The organism is Anaerocolumna aminovalerica (genome assembly GCF_900115365.1).
Classification (GTDB): Bacteria; Bacillota; Clostridia; order Lachnospirales; family Lachnospiraceae; genus Anaerocolumna; species Anaerocolumna aminovalerica.
Genome location: NZ_FOWD01000006.1, coordinates 16,381 through 35,979, shown reverse-complemented (window position 1 = coordinate 35,979; position 19,599 = coordinate 16,381). Strand labels below are relative to the sequence as shown.

Annotated in this window: 13 protein-coding genes, 1 tRNA gene and 1 riboswitch; of the genes, 6 read left to right on the top strand and 8 right to left on the bottom strand. The window is 35.6% G+C overall.

Features of this window, described 5'->3' with window-relative positions:
* The first annotated feature begins 93 nt into the window (after nt 1-93).
* A complete protein-coding gene (locus BM183_RS04955; RefSeq protein ID WP_091684909.1) occupies nt 94-1,305 on the top strand; it encodes a hypothetical protein in 1,212 nt (403 codons plus the stop codon).
* 123 nt (nt 1,306-1,428) lie between these two features.
* On the opposite strand, the gene BM183_RS04950 is transcribed toward BM183_RS04955, so the two are convergent.
* Both BM183_RS04950 and BM183_RS04945 read right to left on the bottom strand, forming a co-directional pair.
* Nucleotides 1,429-1,944: a hypothetical protein gene (locus BM183_RS04950; protein WP_091684908.1), complete on the bottom strand. Its 516-nt coding sequence runs from the start codon at nt 1,942-1,944 to the stop codon at nt 1,429-1,431.
* A gap of 238 nt (nt 1,945-2,182) precedes the next feature.
* Nucleotides 2,183-2,266 (bottom strand) — tRNA-Leu (locus BM183_RS04945).
* A 175-nt stretch (nt 2,267-2,441) separates the two neighbouring features.
* Nucleotides 2,442-2,636: riboswitch (cobalamin riboswitch) on the top strand.
* A gap of 212 nt (nt 2,637-2,848) precedes the next feature.
* On the opposite strand from BM183_RS04945, the gene BM183_RS04940 reads away from it, so the two are divergent.
* Both BM183_RS04940 and BM183_RS04935 read left to right on the top strand, forming a co-directional pair.
* Nucleotides 2,849-5,140 (top strand): ribonucleoside-diphosphate reductase subunit alpha, encoded by a 2,292-nt coding sequence (locus tag BM183_RS04940; protein WP_091684906.1) that lies wholly within the window; start codon nt 2,849-2,851, stop codon nt 5,138-5,140.
* A 224-nt stretch (nt 5,141-5,364) separates the two neighbouring features.
* Nucleotides 5,365-6,393, top strand: a complete 1,029-nt coding sequence (locus BM183_RS04935) for a ribonucleotide-diphosphate reductase subunit beta (protein WP_091684904.1) — start codon at nt 5,365-5,367, stop codon at nt 6,391-6,393.
* A 216-nt stretch (nt 6,394-6,609) separates the two neighbouring features.
* Here the strand turns inward: BM183_RS04935 and BM183_RS04930 are convergent, their stop codons facing one another.
* Entirely contained in the window at nt 6,610-7,692 is a 1,083-nt protein-coding gene (locus BM183_RS04930) for an ArsR/SmtB family transcription factor (protein WP_170847892.1), read from the bottom strand.
* Nucleotides 7,682-9,043 (bottom strand): MFS transporter, encoded by a 1,362-nt coding sequence (locus BM183_RS04925; RefSeq protein WP_091684900.1) that lies wholly within the window; start codon nt 9,041-9,043, stop codon nt 7,682-7,684. The genes BM183_RS04930 and BM183_RS04925 overlap by 11 nt, the downstream gene beginning before the upstream one ends.
* A 399-nt stretch (nt 9,044-9,442) precedes the next feature.
* Between BM183_RS04925 and BM183_RS04920 the strand changes: the two genes are divergently transcribed.
* Nucleotides 9,443-11,065: an FAD-dependent oxidoreductase gene (locus BM183_RS04920; protein WP_091684898.1), complete on the top strand. Its 1,623-nt coding sequence runs from the start codon at nt 9,443-9,445 to the stop codon at nt 11,063-11,065.
* Nucleotides 11,066-11,262: 197 nt separating this feature from the next.
* Here the strand turns inward: BM183_RS04920 and BM183_RS04915 are convergent, their stop codons facing one another.
* From BM183_RS04915 to BM183_RS04905, 3 genes are all read right to left on the bottom strand, one after another.
* Nucleotides 11,263-11,961, bottom strand: coding sequence for an HAD family hydrolase (locus BM183_RS04915; RefSeq protein WP_091684897.1), 699 nt, complete (start codon nt 11,959-11,961; stop codon nt 11,263-11,265).
* The gene (gene yiaK / locus BM183_RS04910; protein WP_091684895.1) at nt 11,945-12,955 is read right to left on the bottom strand and encodes a 3-dehydro-L-gulonate 2-dehydrogenase; all 1,011 of its coding nucleotides are present in this window, start codon (nt 12,953-12,955) and stop codon (nt 11,945-11,947) included. Before yiaK ends, BM183_RS04915 begins: the two co-directional genes overlap by 17 nt.
* A gap of 102 nt (nt 12,956-13,057) precedes the next feature.
* On the bottom strand, nt 13,058-14,140 hold the full coding sequence (locus BM183_RS04905; RefSeq protein WP_091684893.1) for a PQQ-dependent sugar dehydrogenase: 1,083 nt from the start codon (nt 14,138-14,140) through the stop codon (nt 13,058-13,060).
* Nucleotides 14,141-14,654: 514 nt separating this feature from the next.
* On the opposite strand from BM183_RS04905, the gene BM183_RS04900 reads away from it, so the two are divergent.
* Together BM183_RS04900 and BM183_RS04895 are read left to right on the top strand one after the other, a co-directional pair.
* Complete coding sequence (locus tag BM183_RS04900; RefSeq protein WP_091684891.1) at nt 14,655-15,653, top strand: LacI family DNA-binding transcriptional regulator; 999 nt, start codon at nt 14,655-14,657, stop codon at nt 15,651-15,653.
* A gap of 47 nt (nt 15,654-15,700) precedes the next feature.
* The gene (locus tag BM183_RS04895) at nt 15,701-18,886 is read left to right on the top strand and encodes a cellobiose phosphorylase (RefSeq protein ID WP_091684889.1); all 3,186 of its coding nucleotides are present in this window, start codon (nt 15,701-15,703) and stop codon (nt 18,884-18,886) included.
* A gap of 146 nt (nt 18,887-19,032) precedes the next feature.
* On the opposite strand, the gene BM183_RS04890 is transcribed toward BM183_RS04895, so the two are convergent.
* Entirely contained in the window at nt 19,033-19,593 is a 561-nt protein-coding gene (locus tag BM183_RS04890; protein WP_091684887.1) for a hypothetical protein, read from the bottom strand.
* Nucleotides 19,594-19,599 lie beyond the last annotated feature (6 nt).

Below are 19,599 nucleotides of genomic sequence, written 5' to 3'. Positions count from 1 at the left end.
TTGCACCTATTTTAATGTAGCAGCAAAACCGCCTTTTCCCATAAGTCCATGAAACACGCGGAGGAACAAAAAGAATACGAAAGAAGGAATTTAATGCGGAAAATTCATTATGGTTTAGTTTTATTGTTGTTAGTGGTTTTGATATTTCTTACACAATGTGGAAACAGAGGGTATTCTAAAAAGCAAGCTGAAGGGATTATGACAGAGTATATTCAGGAAAAATACGGCAGCACCCCTGCTTTTGAGTGGGTTCGCTGGTTTAAAAAGAAGGGATATTCACAAGGTTATTACGCCAAAACTACGGAAGGTTACTACATACGTATGAATGTCTTTACAGAGGGAAACAAATCTAAAAAGTTTGACTGTTTAGACACGAAAGAATATCCGGAAGTTGCAGAGGCAATGAAACTTGCTTTTGCAGATAACCCCCTGTCGGATAATTATCTTGTAGAGGTAAACCTAATTAATGATGCTAGTAAAGAAGAGTTGTGGGATAGTCTCAAATGGGCTTTTCATGAAAAGTGGAACGGTGATTTACAAGATTTTTTGCTTAAGCATGAAGGCCGCTTTCGTACTGTATTTCAATACGAATCTTGGGATAGTAAACCAAACTTTTATGTGACCATCCGGCCTGACAGCGTTGCTGATTACAGCAAAAACTATGAGGCATTTGATGAGTATGTCACAAGTTTGAGATACAAAAATGAAAATATGTTCCTGTCGGTTCTTGTTGTACCGCCTTCTTTACCTGTGGATGCATTAGGGGCATTAAATACGGAATATATAATAGAGAATCCTGGGATTTTACTTGACAATCTTAGAAAAGGGGGAGGCCACGATTTCAGCAGGCCGTCGGTTCTGCCCAGCCAGGGAGAGGGTGCTGAATGCTATATTTATCAGAATGAAGAATCTGCAGTAGATGAAAACTATGTGCTGACAGCGGCTGCTCCCCCAGAAGAACCAATCAGTTATTTATTTGGTGAAGCATACCGGATTATCAGCCCTGTTTATAGTGTGGAAAACATACAAGATGCAACAATCGTTTTGGATTTTGATTTGCCTGTTGTTCTCAAGGATTATCTTGCTGAAAATCCAGAGGCTCAGTTTGGCAAGGACTTTGTGCTACTGGAGTTGGAGCCGGATATGTCCTGGATCACACCGGTGGTACCATCTTATGACAGTAAAAACTTTGACACACCGGAGAATGCAGAAAAGTATTTAGAAAAGACCAGTAAATATACTTATTCCTACCATGCTTCCGACACACCAATACAAATTTGTTTTGGTGTGCTGGAAAAAGAATAAAACAGGAGTGCTTTGATAAGCCCTGAAAAAACCGCTGTTCTGTAATGAACAGCGGATCTTTTTAAATTATGAGAAGAACCACCAATAACGATTGATTTAAAATTATGGTAGTTTAATCTTTATTTATTCTATTCCTGGACCGGCTGGAAGAGGTTCATAATCAGTTTCATCAACGCAATTCCATACTACCTCCATGAATTTTAAAAATTTATTGTTATTTTTTGATATTCCCTTTTGGTCAATATAAGCACCTGTACCACAGGATATGTTTTTGGTTTCCCCATCCGTGGTATATAGTAGTTCATAATGTGATGGAGGTATGGCCATATACCCCTTATCCGGGTCGATTTCTTCAGGCAGGTTCTGGATGTCATATTTTATAAAGGCTTCATAAATCTCCTGTAGGTGCTCGTCAGAAAAAGAGAAGTCTGTTACTGAATCTGGGTCTCCTGCGTCAAAACTAAATGTATTTTTTATTGTGGAATTAAAAGTGTCAACTTCTATAAAATTATAAGTACAAACAAATCCAAAATCATCAGGCATTTTTTCTGCTGATTTTGATGATTTTCCTCCGCCGTTACATGCGCTAAAAAGCAAAGCTGATATTAACAGAATCATTATAACCTTAGCTCTTTTCATTCTTACTGCATCCTCCTATTATTCATTATGGATGTTACTCATTTGTATACGAACAGCCACCTTTGAATAGCTGTGTCATTGGAAGAAAAATTTCTAAAAATGCTTATAAGAAATTTCCTTATTTCTTATAAGTGATTAAATATATGTTAAATTATACCACCATTTCAGGAGAGTGCAATAAAAATAGAGTAACCTTTCGGTTACTCCTATCTACGGTATGTTCAGTGTTGTTATGTCATGCAGTCGAAGGGACTTGAACCCTCACGGTCTTGCGACCACTAGAACCTGAATCTAGCGCGTATGCCAATTCCGCCACGACTGCAAATAATAGTAACGTAATTATTGTACTACTTTTTTCGGTTATGTCAAGTGTAAGGTTTGGAATTTTTAAATATAATACCAGGAGCATTTTCCTTGCAATGATAATATTTATATATTATAATAATCAAATATGAATAGTATATTTTAATAATGACCAAGAATTTAGGTTTCCAATCCCTTAGGATAAGCCTTGTGGCGATTCCTTGGGTTGTGGAATTAATAGGGAAGACAGGTGAGAATCCTGCACAATCCCATTGCTGTATTTACAGAGTACATTTTCTGGATTTAAAATCAGCCACTGGAATATCTGGGAAGGCGAGAATGTATGTTGAAGTATAAGTCAGAATACCTGCCTAAGTTTGTAGAATAGCAATTCTGTGAGGACAGGACATGCTATATTTATTAGGGTAAGCTCATGTAAATGAGTTTTATTTTGTACCTAGTATTCATAATAAATATAGATATAATTTAAGCCTTATAGTTGCATTCTGACTATGAGGCTTTTTCTTTTTAACTAAAAGTGTAGACGTTTGGCGGATTGAAATTCTTTAATGATTAATTAAAGAGAGAAAGGAAGGGTGTCATGGAAATAAAAATAAAAAAGAGGAATGGTAGTTATGAACCTCTTTACGTTGAAAAAACAAAGAAAATGGTAGCTTTTGCATGTGAGGGTCTGAACGGCTGCGATCCAATTGAACTTGAAATGGACTCCAACATCCAGTTTAGGGATGGTATGAGCACAAAGGAAATACAAAAAGTCCTTATTCAGACAGCTATTGAAAAGATGATTCAGACTACAAAAGATGCCCACGGCAATATGGTAAAAACCACAAATATTAACTGGCAATATGCAGCGGCAAGATTATTAATGTCTGATTTGTATAAAGAGGCTGCAATTAATAGAGGATATGATTATTTTGGCTATGGAGATTTTTCTGCATTAGTACATAAGCTGGTGGAACAAAAATATTACGGGGAATATTTAATAACGGAATATAAGGAAGAAGAGATAAAGGAATTAGGTGCTTATATAAAGCCGGAAAGAGATCTGCTTTTTAATTATGAGGGTTTAAAGCTATTGGCTGACAGATATTTAATTAAAGGTTTTAATAAGGAAGTTCTGGAGTTGCCTCAGGAACGTTTTCTGGCCATTGCAATGCATCTTGCCATACCGGAAGGCAGCAGAAAGATGGAGTATGCCAAAAAGTTTTATGATCTGCTTAGTTTACTTAAGATGACAGTAGCCACACCAACCCTTGCCAGCGCAGGCACTCCATATCATCAATTAAGCAGCTGCTTTATTTCTGTAGTGGGAGATAATCTGTGGTCTATTTATGATGTAAATAGTAAGTTTGCAAATGTATCCAAACATGGTGGTGCATTAGGTATCTATCTAGGAAAAATCAGGGCACTAAATAGTGAAATAAGAGGGTATAAAAATGCTTCCGGTGGAGTAATTCCATGGGTTCGTTTATATAATGACACTGCTGTAGCGGTAGATCAGCTTGGCAGAAGAAAGGGAGGAGCCTCCATTACACTGGACATATGGCATAGAGATCTTTATGAATTTATGGAACTAAGGACCAATAATGGGGACGATAGAAGAAAAGCTCATGACATTTTCCCAGCTTTAAGTATTCCCGATCTATTTATGGAAAGATTGGAGGAAAGAGGAAGCTGGTCTTTATTTGATCCATATCAGGTATACAAAGAAATGGGATTTTACCTGGAAAACTTTTATGATGATAAAGACAACAAAGCATTTACAGCACATTATCTTGCCTGTGAAAATAATCAAAATCTGGAACGCATTACAGTAACAGCCTTAGATATTATGAAAAAGATCATGAAAAGTGCAGTTGAAACTGGAACTCCGTTTATTTTCTTCAGGGATACTGTAAATCAGGCCAACCCCAACAAACATGCCGGAATGGTTTATGCCTCCAACCTTTGTCATGAGATTGCCCAAAATGTAAGTGAGTCCATTCTAATTGAGGAAAGCATTGTAGGGGATCCAAATGAAAGTCATGTAGTAACAAGGGTAAAGTCTGGTGATATGGTAACATGTAATTTGAATTCCATTAATCTTGGGCGCGTTCATATAGATGAATTGAAAGAAACCGTTCCACTTCAGATTCGTATGTTAGACAATGTAATAACTTTAAATCAATCACCGGTGGCGGAAGCGAAAATTACCAGTGATAAATACAGAGCAATCGGCTTGGGAACCAGCGGGTATCATCATTATCTTGTAAACAGGGGAATAACATGGGAGAGCGAAGCACATTTTAAGGAGGCTGACCTTTTATTTGAAGAAATAGCATATGAAGCAATTAAAGCCTCTATGGAACTTGCTAAGGAAAAGGGTGCTTATCCGGAGTTTGAAGGTTCTGAATGGCAATCGGGTAAATATTTCGAGAGACGAGGTTACAATTCTCCCCGTTGGCTGAAATTAAAAGAAGAGGTAAAGAAATATGGGTTAAGAAACGGTTATATTATGGCAGTTGCTCCTACAGGAAGTACTTCTAATATTGCAGGAACCTCAGCAGGAATTGACCCAATCTTTCAGAAATTTTTTATTGAGGAAAAGAAAGGCAGTTTTACGCCCAAGGCGGCACCAGACCTAAGTGAGAAAAATTTCTGGCTTTATAAAGAAGCACATTATATTAATCAGATTTATAGCATAAAAGCCTGCGGTATTCGTCAAAGGCACATTGATCAGGCACAATCCTTTAACCTTTATATTACGCCAAATTTAAGTGCAAAGGATATATTGAACCTATATATAGAATCTTGGAAGAATGGTGTTAAAACTATCTATTATGTTAGAAACCAGTCACTTGAAATGGATGAGTGTACAAGCTGCTCCAGCTGAATGAAATAATAGATGAGTTTCGTAAGACTATATTTGGAATTTCCTATATTGGAATTCTCCGTTTGTTGGAAAACACAAGCATTGTGACTGGAAGGTTGAAAGAAAATATATAGAAGGAAGGCTGCCGCAAAATTATTCTTTCAACTTGATTTTTTATGGCAGTATCGTATCTGCAGGCAGAGTATTACACCTGTTTACAGATGTGATATACAAAGGGTGTAAAAATGAATAAGAAAAAGATTTTTAATGAACAGGGATTACGGGGTACAGAATCATTAATCAATGGAAATACAACTAATTTAAGAGAATGGAACCGGATCAAGTATGATTGGGCTAATCTATTTTACAGAACCATGTTAAATAATTTCTGGATACCGGAAGAAATATCTTTGAATGAAGATATTAAGCAATTCCCGTTATTGACCAATGGAGAAAGAAATGCTTTTGATAAGATAATTTCCTTTTTAAATTTCCTTGATTCCGTTCAAAGTGAAAACCTGCCGAATTTATCAAGATATATAACGGCTCCGGAGGTCTCTTCCCTTCTTAATATACAGGCTTTTCAGGAGGAGATTCATGCCCAGAGTTATTCCTATATTCTGGATACCGTAACAAACCCTGTTACAAGGGATAAAATTTATGATGAATGGAGGGAAGATAAGTATCTTCTAAGAAGAAATCAGTACATTGCCAACATATATCAGAGGTTCAATGAAGAACCAAGTACAGAGAATTTTCTTAGGGCAGTAGTTGCCAACTACATATTAGAAGGAATTTATTTTTACTCCGGCTTTAGTTTCTTCTATACCTTAGCCAGACAGGGTAAGATGACTGCTACAAGTACTATTTTTAAATATATCAATAGAGATGAAATTACCCATCTGGTTCTATTTCAGAATATATTGAAAGAACTTAGAAATGAAAACCCACAGTTATTTACAAAAGAGATGCTAGAGGAAATCAGGGAAATGATGGGTACCGGTGTAGAGCATGAAATCGCATGGGGACAATATGTTACCAATAATGAGATATTGGGGATGAACAATGAGTTAATCGATAAATATATTAAGTATTTAGGAAACTTAAGATTAAGGGCAATTGGATTAGAGGAGCTATATCCTGAAATAACAGAGAATCCAATGGCCTGGATTGAAGGATTCTCCAACTTAAATAGTACGAAAACAGACTTTTTTGAAGCGAAAGTAACCAATTATACCAAAGCGGCTGCTTTTGATTTTGATGACTTAGAGTAGTAGAATTTTTTAAAATTAGAATTAAAAAAGCAAAGAAAAAGAATCATCGTAAAATATGGAACTGTAAATTAGAAACTTGTAAAAAAAGAAACTGGAAACTGTCATTCTAGCCCCCAGGAGAAGAATCTACCATTATAGAGAGTCATCTCTTAATAGGCTTTGAACGACAGTTTTCCAATTTATTTGTTAATAATTCAATATTTCATAAATTTCAGATTAACCCTCTAAATCTTTTTTTAAATCTTCGATGGCTTCCATTAATAAGTCTTTATCTATTACATATTCAATACGGTTGTTATTTTTCTCCATCCTGATAATCTTAGCAGTAAATAATGCGTTTAAGTGGTAGGAAATGGTTGCACCGGATACATCAAGAGCGGCAGCAATTTTCTTATTAGAGTATTCTCCGGAAGCAATCAGTTTTAATACCTCATACCGTGTTTTATCTCCAAGATTCTTAAAGATTTGAATTCGGTCATTTAGCTTGTTTTCTTTTTTCTCCTTTATAGATTTAAAGATTTCCTCCACATTCAGGCCCCAAATGAAATATTGAGGAAGGGTAGAGGTTACAATAGTAAGGGTGTAAGGATTAATTACGGATACCAAATATTCTTTTGTTTCATTTTCAATAATATCTGGGTCAAAAATAGAATAAGTCTTGTCTGCTAATCCTTTTTTTCCATTTTTGTTTAAGAAGTCTTCCAAATATCTTCCATAGGTTATGATTTTTTCTTCATAAGAAGAATATATCTTATTGAACAAAGGCAGCAACTGCCGCATCAAATCAACAAACTTATTCATATATTTGACGGGTTCTTCAATAATCAAAAACAAATTCCACTTAGCACCGGCGTCTATGCGCAAATCTTTAATGTATGACATAATTTGCTGGCTGTCGGTGCTTATATTCTCAATGTCAGATATAGTTTCGCCGCTTATATCTTGCATTAATAATAAAGTATAAAGAATGCTTTTTTTAATTTGATGTTCATTCATTGACAATAAAAAATCAAGGTAACTTTCTATGCTTTCATAGCCAAAAAAAGGGTTTGCTTTAGTCATGAAATCAGAAAATGTATAGAAATCTGATGACTCCTTCGGATAAAACAGTGCAATTTCTTTTTCATATGGCTGTAGTTGCAGTCTTGCACGTTTTATAAATTCTATATATTCATCTGAATTAATTTCTTTTAAATCATCTTCAAGGTCTTTTAAGTCTGACTGACTTTCAAATAATAATCTTGGAAATTCAAGAAAGTCATTTATTTTACTTTCTTTTGGAAAAAAATTAAATTTCATTGGTTTCATCTCCTGGCAGGATATATAACAACTCAGGTTGCTCCTCCTCTTCAACTTGAATTGATTGTACTTCTTCCTGTTCTGTTGTCTTATTATCATCTTGGTTATCTATTTCTATAAGTATTGATCTGTATTTTATTAAAGCAAGAACAATAATAATACCATTTAACAAAATTACATAACTTGGAGATATTATATCATAAAGATAACCAAAAAGCATCTGTCCAATTGGAATAAACACGGTTACAAGTAGATTAAAAACGGTAGATGTTCTTCCCATTAATTCCAAAGGAACCACTTGATTGAACAATGTTCCTAGAACAATATTAACAACGGTAGCAAACATACCAATAACAAAAGATATGACAAGCAAAAGGATAAAAGGAACTATATTTGTATCAAACAAATTTAAGACAAAAGGTGCTGGAACAAATGCCATGAGGAAGATTAAAAGAGCAGTTACCATGAAACTGTTAAAACATAACTTTCCTATTTTATTCTTTTTTATATAACCGGAGAACAAAAGGGGTGATACAATCATAGATAAGGAAAATATTGACTGAAATAAACCGAATTGAAAATCGGTACTTTTTAAAACCTCTTTTATGATATAAATGACACCGATAGCAAACAGGGGGCTTACGGAAAAGTTAATAATTGTTCCAATTCCCATGATAGAAGATATAATTTTATTATCTTTTATAACCCGAAAGCCTTCCATTAAATCACTTTTAAAGTTTTTTATAGTAATTTTTTCCGGCATTTTATTTGTGGCAGGAAAATGTAAGAAGATTTTACTTAGTGCCGACAATAAGAAACTTATGGAACTTACAATCAGTATGATCCTTAATCCGAAGGCAGCATAGATAATAGAAGCTATGACTGGAGCCAGCAGCTGTCCTATGTTCATAATTAAGGAGTTAGTTGAATTCGCATCTATTAATTCATCCTTGGAAACAATGCTTGGCAGGATTGCTGACATGGAGGAATGAAAAAATATCTCAGTAGTTTCTAAAAGTACTACAAATAAATAAAGTAGTGCAACGCTAATGCTGCCATTTATAATCATAAGGATAGCATACATTCCAATAATAACAGCATTTGCTAAATCAAGTATAATGATAATTTTTCTTCTGTCAAACCAGTCCCCAAATACTCCGGCTATTGGTGAAAGCAGAAGTCTTGGAATAATTAATATGGATAACATGGATGCAAAGATAGCAGCAGATCCCGTTACTGCAAGAACATATAAGGACAAGGCAAATTGAAGCATATTGCTTCCCAGCAGTGATATGAATTTGCCTGCCATTAAGAGAGAAAAATTTTTGCGTTTAAATAATTTCATATCCATATAAAAATCCCCCTATTGGTATATATTGTAATTCAATTATATAAAAACGAATATCTAATGTCAAGCAATTAATTAGATAAATATCTAATTGTGAAATATAAGTTATATAAAGGGGAAATATTTAGATGGATTTATATTTGATTATGAATAAAATATTTGGGTAGATTTGTAATCTAAGAAATATGACATTCTGAATATGTAATATAAAAACTTTAAATGAACATCTATGATAATAGCTATTTCTCCCTTTAGTGTCAGTTGGTTCAGTATGAACAAGGTATTTTAATTTATTAATATTAGCTGGTAACTACATTAAATATATTACAACTTTAAGGCTATAAATTTACTGTGTGAATATTCCATGCCACATATGGGAAATATAACCTAGAGGTGAATGAGATGGATACTTTATGGAAAGCAAAAAGCGTTTCTCATAATAGCGGAAAAGAAAAGGGCGAATCTATATGGATACAGAAGGAATACAGGAACACAAAGGAGAGCAATGACCTTCAAGAAAAAGAGGAAAAAGAGCCGAAGTTTTCTAAGGAGGAAGAGGAAAGTGCAGCAGATAGGAATATAGCCCCTTCAAGTTCGCTAAAGGGTGATATTAACACAGAGGTAGCAGTTATAGGTGCCGGACTGGCAGGCATTTTAACTGCATACATGTTACAGGAACAAGGAATATCTGTTGTTGTAATAGAAAAAGACCAAGTTGGATGTGGAATAACCAAGAATACTACGGCAAAAATAACATCCCAACATGGACTCATATTTCAAAAATTATTAAGATATAAGGGTGAAGAAAGAGCCAGAGAATATGTAAGGGCAAATCAAATAGCTATTCAAAAATTCGAAGAAATATCCAGCCGTCTTCACATTGATTGTGATTACGAAATCTTACCCAATTATATATATTCTTTAAAAGGGGAAGAAAAAATAAGAAGAGAAGTAGAAGCGGCAAAAAGAATTGGGCTGCCAGCTCTTTATACCAAAGAAACTACTTTACCATTTCAGGTAAAGGCGGCAATCCGGTTAGAGAATCAGGCCCAATTTCACCCAATAAGGTTTTTGGAGGGAGTAGCGAAGGAACTTACTATTTATGAGAATACAAATATTATAGAATTAAAAAAGAACGGTCTTATTATAACGGAACAGGGAAATATAAAAGCAAAGTCCATTGTAATTGCAACCCATTATCCCTTTATAAATACTCCCGGATATTATTTTTTAAGACTTCATCAGGAAAGAAGTTATGTGACTGCACTACAAGGGTGGAAAAAAGAGGATAATACATGGAAGGGAATGTATTTAGACGAAGATAAATATGGTTTCAGCTTTCGAACTTACAAAGATTATCTTATACTTGGAGGAGGATATCATAGAACAGGAGATAGTAATCCACTTGATGCTTACGAAAAGATAGAAACGGCTGCGAGAAAGTGGTATCCGGATGCTAGTATCCAGTATAAATGGTCGAATCAGGACTGTATTACACCGGACGGTATACCTTATATTGGCAGGTACTCCGCAAAAACACCTAATATTTACATTGCTACCGGATTTAATAAATGGGGTATGACTAGCTCTATGGCAGCTGCCCGTATTATTAGTGATATGATTCTTAAAAAGAAAAATGAAGATGAAAAGGTATTCTATCCAAGAAGGCTGATGTTCTCCGGCAGTAAAGTGTTATTAAAAGATACAGGTATCATTGCAAAAAGCCAATTATCGGAGCGCCTGAGAATACCACAGGACAAATTGGAAGATATACAGCCTAATCAAGCAGGTATCATCAATTATAATGGAAAGAAATACGGTGTATATAGAGATAAAGAAAATAGATATTTTTTTGTAACAACCAAATGCCCTCATCTTGGATGCAGCTTAGAGTGGAACCAAAATGAACTTACATGGGATTGTCCTTGTCATGGTTCAAGGTTCGATTATCGGGGCAGATTGATTAATAATCCCTCAATGAGAGATGCCTTCGATTCTTGCCAAAGGAAGCTAATTAAAAAATAGGAGTGGCTGCTGGCTGAAGATTCTAAATAAGCCTATAATATATTCTTATATGAAGAATCTGCAATTTATATAGGACTGAAGTGTCCGATTATAAATTGCAGATTTTATTGAATTAATATAAGAATAAGCCACCAACTATAATTTAACTTTTGGGTCAGATTATAAGTTGGTGGCTTGAATTGTGTTTTTAGTATGAATTATTGCTGAATAGAGTTTTTTAAAACCTCTAATACTTCCATTAGGTCTTTACAAATCAGAGAAGCATTTTCTGTCATTTCCTTATCCGGAGGGGTTAAATCAGGAATTAGAATAGGATACATTCCAGCATTTTTACCTGCCCTTATTCCAGACTTACTGTCTTCCAATACCAGACACTCCCCTGCTTTTACATTAAGCTGACGGGCTGCCATTAAAAATATCTCCGGATTTGGCTTACTTTCGGTTACCATGTCACCATAGATATGTGCCTCAAAGTAATCATAGACACCGGCGTCTATTAAATACTTTTTGGCTCTCTCGCAGTACGAAGAAGTTGCAACTGCCATTTTTGTATTGGTCTCTCTTAAAAACGCTAGAAGTTCGAAAAGCCCTTTTTTAATGGGAATACCATTTTGCTTTATCATATCGGCAACATATCCGTCTCTTAAAACTTTGGCATTTTTATAGACTTGGTCAGTTCCAAAAATCTCTGAAAATATTCGAATAGCATCTGTTATATTTCTTCCCCGGACTTGAGAAAGTATATCTTCCGTAATTGAATAATTAAGTTCTTCACCAGCCCTTTTCCATGCTAAGGAAGCCAGGTATTCGGTATCAAACATGGTACCGTCCATGTCAAATATAACTGCTTTATAATTTAAGTTTAAATTCTTATTCTCATTATTTTTCCAATGCATTTATCTTTTCCCAAACTTCATCTAATACAGGGATACCATTTTCCATATTATCTTGTCTTGTCAAATATTCTCTTTCCCCTGGATAGAAAATTTTACCGCCTTCATTAATAGGTTCTGATTGCTTGATGTCCTCAATTACTGTATTAATTATGGAATCAGAAATTTCTTTGGTATCCATTTTACTTGGATCAATTGCAATCATAATTTGAGATATAGCAATCTCTTCTTCGTATTTTTTTCCTATCTCGGTACAAGAATTACCACCGGATAGAACAGCAGCGGCCAAATCTAATAGGATAGACATACCGGAACCTTTCCAGTAACCCATAGGAAGTACCCGGCCTGTTTTCTCAATTTCGGCAGGATCGGCAGTCATATTACCCATCGTATCATATCCCCCTGGTACAGGAAGTTTTTCTCCTTTCATTCTGGCTTCTTCAATCTTGCCGTAGGCAAATTGTGACATGGCACAGTCTAAAACAATATGGGCTCCATTGGACCTTGGAATAGCGATAATAAATGGATTATTACCTATCCTAGGATCTTTTCCTCCCCAAGCAGGCATATTTGGAGTGGTGTTGGTCCAACATATGCCGATACAACCATTGTTAGCAGCCTGCCATCCATAACTGCCGCCTCTCATCCAATGGTTGGTATTGCTAAGAGCTACGATACCAATGCCATTTTCCGTTGCTAACTCACAAGCTCTGTCCATACAAATGGAAGCATTTAAAGGCCCTAATCCTAGTTTTCCGTCCCAACGTTCAAATGAACCAAAGGAGGAGACTTTTTCGCATAAAGCATTAGGCTGAATCAATCCTTTATCTAAGTAGGAGATTACTCGTGGAAAACGATTTACTCCATGTGAGTAAATACCATCAGCACTTGACTGTGCAAATACGGTAGCAGCTTTATGTGCATTTTCCTGTGAAAAACCTCTGCTTATTAAAAGCTTTTCAAACTTAGTTAGTAAATCCTCAAATTTTATTCTCATAGTTTTTTCCTTTTACACTGTTGTCTTTTATCGAGTTATTTAATTATAACATTGGAAAAGATGATGTCAAGGGGTGTATAAGCTCCACATCTATCATTAGCTTTACAGTTTTGGAGTAAAACACAAGATTTTATCATCACCCGGACGAAGAATTCCTCTGCCATCCATATTACTGGTAGTAACATAAACAGAACCATCTATCCATTGTACAACTTCACGTAAACGCCCATACTCATTTTCCAGCAATGGTTCTACTGCTGTTACCGAGGTTCCGTTTTCATCCAGAGACAGGAGGAGCAGCTGTTCGCCCCGAAGGCATGCAATAAGCAATTTTCCTGCCCAAGGTCCTTGATTAATATAAGCAATCCCGGAAGGTGCCCATGTTACATCTCCGCTTTGGATAAGCGGTCTTTGTATCTGTAAATCACTTAATACATCATACCCTTCCACCAGCGGCCATCCGTAATTGGCTCCGGGAAAAATAATGTTTACTTCATCATGAGCAGTTTCCCCATGTTCTGTACTATATAATATACCTTTATCGCTCCAGGTTAGACCTTGGGGATTTCTATGCCCATAACTATATATAGGAGAATCTATAAAAGGATTATCTTCCGGAATGCTGCCGTCTAAATTAATACGGAGAATTTTGCCTGCCAAACTTGATAAATCTTGGGCTAATGAAGGGTTTCCTACATCTCCTGTAGTTATATACAATCTTTGATCCGGACCAATCTTTATTCTTCCCCCATTATGAATTCGTCCTCCCGGAATTCTATCCAGAATGACCTGATTAAGAGTTGCTTTATTATTTTCTTCAACTAAACGAGCTACCCGGTTAAATATTTCATTGCTTTCTATATAGGTATACATAATGTACAGATAATGATTTTGTGAAAAATCAGGATCCAGTGCAATACCCATTAACCCCCCTTCTCCCTGACTTGAAAAAGGAGGTGGGAGGGTAATAAGAGGTTGATCAAGAGGCATGCCATTTTGAATTTTTCTAACATTTCCATCCCGCTCTGTAAAATAGATGTTTCCATCTGGGCTTAAGTCTAATGCCCAGGGAACATATAAATCCACAGCTATTATATCTATTTCATAAGGAAATTCTTGAAAAGGCTGGCCTGATATTTGATTGTAATGGTAACGTAACATAGTCGGATATAATTTCTTTCCCATGTAAACACCCAAAAAATATGCTATTTATTATTATAAGTGAATCTTTAAAAGATGTTCGTTTAATAGAATAAATGAACACAAAAAATCTTTGCTGAGGCAGTACTGTGAATTTTTCAGTAATTAGAACTCCTTATTGGGAGAGTCTTTACTTTTAATTCCCAGCTGTATTTATACATATTTTAGTAAGTATGGCTTTGGAGGAAATAAAGGTTAAACCAATATAAAAACGTTTTATAAATTAATGAAAACAAATAGGAGGTTATAAGGCGAAAATTTCTTTGCATTAGTTAAAAAAACAAGCCAGCTTAAAATAAAATACAATCATATCTATATAAATTAGATATAATATGTATATTTTGACTATATAATATGTAATAAAAACGTTTTTATTATTGCACTTATAAATATCATCATTTATAATGCAATTATAGCAAAAATTTGTTAGTTCTTTCACTATTTGCCATTTGGCTTAATTTAATGCGATGAATCTGCTTATAAAGAACGGAGAGGTATTATGATAACGATTAAAGATGTGGCAAAAGAATCCGGCGTGGCTATATCAACAGTATCAAATGTATTAAACAATGTAGACGTGGTGGCACCGGAAACGCGCCAAAAGGTAATAGATGCAGTTGAAAAGCTGAAATATGTGCCTAATATGAATGCTAAATTTCTAAAATCCAATAAGAAAAATACCCTGGGCTTGTTTTTACCCAGTGTGCAGGGTGATTTCTACAAAATGCTGATGCAGTCCATTCATTTACAATTTATGAGAAAGGGATATATGCTGAATATCTATGTAAGCAATGGGAATACCAGCGAAGAAATCTATGGAATGATCATTTCTTCCGGTGTACAGGGAGCTATTGTCTTTAATGAATATTTGTCTGATGAATATATCCATCGGATAGCCAAGTCAAAGATGCCAATTGTCTTTATTGACAGAGAAATCTCCGGAGACCATATGTCCAGTATACTGATTGACAATGGAAAAGGAGCAGCTTTAGCAACGGAATATCTGATAAAACAAGGGCACCGCCGAATCGGATATATTCATGGCATTGATAATTCCGATGATTGTAAAAGATATCAGTCTTTCTGTAATGTTATGAATAAATATCAGTTGCCCTTGGACGAAGACATAATCCTGAGAGGCTATTTTGAAGAAGCCATTGCTTACAGTGAGATGAGAGTATTATTAATGAAAGGTATAAAGATGCCCGATGCATTTTTTTGTGGTAATGATGAAATGGCCTGGGGCTGTATCCGTGCATTGACAGAAGCCGGAGTGAAAGTTCCGGATCAGGTAAGCATAGTGGGATTTGATGATAATACATTAGCATCTTATTATTCTCCCCCATTAACTACCATTCACAGTCCGGTGACGGAGCTTGGCAGCAGAAGTGCTTTGGAATTAATGCGGTTGGTGGAGAATGATGAGCCTACGGAAGGAATTATTTCCAGTTTGTCTCCCGAACTGATAATCAGGGAGTCCTGTAAAGTGAAAATATAGAAAAGCAGTATCATTTCTGTAAATGTATTGCAAAATGGAGGGGAAATATGAAAAATTATAGTTTGCAAAGTAATACCTATGTTATAAAGAATTATGATAAGCTGCCGCCGTTTTCCAGCTTTTTATCAGGTCTGGCAGGTGTAAAGGGAATTCCTCTATGGGTATTTTACACCAACCGCGGTCAAGGAATTAATAGTTTTGGAATTCATAATAAAGATAATGCAATTATGGAATTTAATCCTGCTAATACCGCCTATGAAAATACACCTTTAAAGGGATTTCGAACCTTTATAAAGCTGGATGGTAAGTATTACGAACCATTTCGGACAATGGGAAAGCAAATAGAACGTAATCTGTATATACGCAGAAATAGTATTAAAATTGAAGAAATAAATAAAGATATAGGATTACATATCACTGTAAAGTATTTTATATTACCAAAAGAAAGGATAGGGGCTTTAGTAAGAAAAGTTGAGATAAAGAATAGGGATAAGCAGGAAAAAGATATGGAACTGCTGGATGGAATGCCTAAAATAATTCCTTACGGCATACATAACGGAGCCTTTAAGGAAATGTCCAATCTGCTAAAGAGCTGGACGGAAGTTAAAAATACAGAAAATCATGTACCTTATTATACTATGGGTGCTTCCAGTGATGATTCGGCGGAGGTTACTGAGATTCATGGAGGATACTTCTACGCTTCTGTGATAAATGGGCAGGTCATTCCTATAATTTATGATCCCGATACAGTATTTAGCTATGATACGTCACTGGTAAATCCAGTAGGTTTTATGGAGCATGATATAGATAAATTAATGAATCTGCCACAATATTATGTAAACAAAGTGCCCTGTGGCTTTACACCACTGAAAATGAAATTGCAGCCCCTTAAAACACAAGAGATAACAAGTTTTATTGGTTATGCAGGTTCTCCCGGACAGGTAAACGAAAAATTAGAAGAGTTCAGCAAAGAGGAATACAAAGACAGAATAGAACATCTTGCTGACGAGATAGTGGATGACTTAACAAAAGATGTGAAAACCCATACTTCCAATCCTGTATTTGATCAATATATAGAACAATGCTATCTGGACAACTTTCTACGGGGAGGATACCCGTTTGTCTTTGGTAAAGATAAGAATAAATCGGTAGTGCATCTTTTTAGTCGTAAACATGGAGATCCGGAAAGAGATTATAACTTCTTTTCCATTGCCGGTGAATATTATTCACAAGGTAACGGAAACTTCAGGGATGTGAATCAGAACCGCAGAAATGATTTATTCTTTAATAAAGATGTAGGAGACTTTAATATTAAGACTTTCTTTCAATTGATACAAATTGATGGTTACAATCCGCTGGAAGTAAGACCCTCCACATTTACAGTTAAAAGAGATTGCAATGAGAAAGTAAAGGAACTATTACAAGAGATGGCAGGAAGAGAAAGTGTAAAACTGCAAAAAGTAATTGACAGGAATTTTACTCCTGGACAGATAGCTAATTGTATTGCCCGGTACAACATTGCTATTAAGGGCAGTGAAGATGAATTATTAACAGAGATTCTGGCATGTTGTAACCAGAACATGGAAGCAGGATTCGGGGAAGGATACTGGAGTGATCATTGGGATTATAATATGGACTTGATAGAAAACTATTTAAGTATATTTCCCGACAAAGAACAGGAATTATTATTTCAGGACATCAGTTACCGCTTCTATGACAGCCCCGCAAGAGTATTGCCACGGAGTGAGAAATATGTTATCAGTAAAAATGGTGTAAGGCAATATGGAGCTCTTGTACATGATGAAGAAAAATTAAACAGACCTGGTTTTCAGAAGGAAGGTTCCAACTGGTTAAAGACCAAATCAGGTGAATACGTAGAAACATCTTTGATGGTAAAACTTATTTCATTGGCATTAAATAAGTTTTCTACTCTGGATCCATATGGTATGGGAGTTGAGATGGAAGGGGGCAAACCGGGTTGGAATGATGCCATGAATGGACTTCCCGGACTATTCGGAAGCGGAATGGCGGAAACTTTTGAATTAAAGCGTATGATTCAATTTATTTGTAATGTGGTAAGAGGCAGCAGCGAAATTATAATTCCTATGGAAATAGGTGACTGCTTAATAAAGGTTTCAGAGACATTAAAATCTGCAAGGGAAGAAAATTGGGATGATTTTACCTATTGGGACAGAGTTGCAGCAATTAGGGAAGAATATCGCGAGAACACAAGATTTGAATTAAGTGGAACAAATCGTATAATAAACACCTGGGAGATATACAGCATCTTCTGTAACTTTGCCGAAAAAATAGAGGATGGAATTAAGAAAGCAGTCCATTATGGAAATGGTATTGTGCCAACCTATTTTACATATCAAGTTTCAGACTTTGATCAGGTGGTTGACAAGGAAGGCAATCCGGTTATCAGCCACTATGGACTGCCAAAAGCCATCGTAAAGAAATTTACGGTACAGCCCTTACCCTCTTTTCTGGAAGGGCCCACCAAAATGCTTAGTACTATAGAAGATGAAGAAACGGCTGCCGGATTATGCTCCAATATTAAGAACAGTGAATTATATGATAGAAAGTTAAAAATGTATAAAACCTCTGTCCCTATTGAGCAGTTATCCATGGAAAACGGCAGAATACGTGCCTTTACCCCGGGATGGCTGGAGAGAGAAAGTATATTTTTACATATGGAATACAAATACCTGCTCTCCATGATGAAAGCAGGATTATATGAACAGTTTTATAAAGAAATGCAAACCACATTAATTCCATTTCTTTCACCGGAAGTGTATGGAAGAAGTATATTGGAGAATTCCTCTTTCTTAGCTTCCAGCGAGAATCCGGATCCCAAGGTGCATGGAAGGGGCTTTGTAGCCCGTCTTAGCGGTTCTACCACAGAGATGATATCTATGTGGATCCGAATGTTTATGGGCGGAAGGATATTTACTTATGACAATGGAGAATTAAAGTTACATTTTGAGCCTAAATTACCTGGCTGGATGTTTGATGAGAAGAATGAAACTTCCTTTACCTTATTATCCGGATGTACAGTAAAATACAGGAATGAGAAACGAAGAGATACCTATGGTAAAAATGGAGTTAAGGCAGTAAAAATCCTACTGGAGGATTGTGGAAAGGCAGTTCATAATAATGCTCTTTCCGGGGAATTGGCAGAGAAGGTAAGAGAGGGTAAAATAAGCAATATTACTGTTATTCTAGAGTAATTTTAATAACGCAACAGCGAATAGATTCGCATTTTCGTTGAAGACATTTCATATGCACCTAAATATACCATATAAATGCAAATACTCACTAGATTCCATAGTAAACTATAGAATCTTAGTGAGTATTGTTTTATTGCATTATAACATCAATATACTATGGAATAAGGGTAATTATCACCCTGCCATTTATCTTGTTTTGGCAGCACTGCATTCTTATCTTTTGTAGAGGATAGAATAACTCCCATTTCACCGGCAACTAAAAATTTCTTTCCGTCCCATAATGCAGTCCTCAATGACTGGCTGGTCACTTTGGTACTTTTATTATAATGAATCCCGTTTGTGGAAGTATAGATATCCCCAAAATAATCAAAAGCAATATAGGTTTTGTTTCCATATATCCCATATTCGAAATCATCCTCGGTCTCTTTAATTTCCCACTTGATACCATCACTTGATAAGGCAACCACCGTTTCATCACTAAATATACTATTTTTATGGAGTTTCCCTCCAATGGTCACAAATTGCTTACCATTCCATACAACATTTGCTGCTGACAGATAATATTTCTTACCGTCTTTTTCAACCCATACTCGAGACCATTTTTTATAGTCAGTGGAAGTATATAATGTATCAGCACTGATATCTCTATCATTTATTGCTTTTCGTCCAACATATATTTTGTTGTTATAAATAATATCTTTTAGCATAGTGTT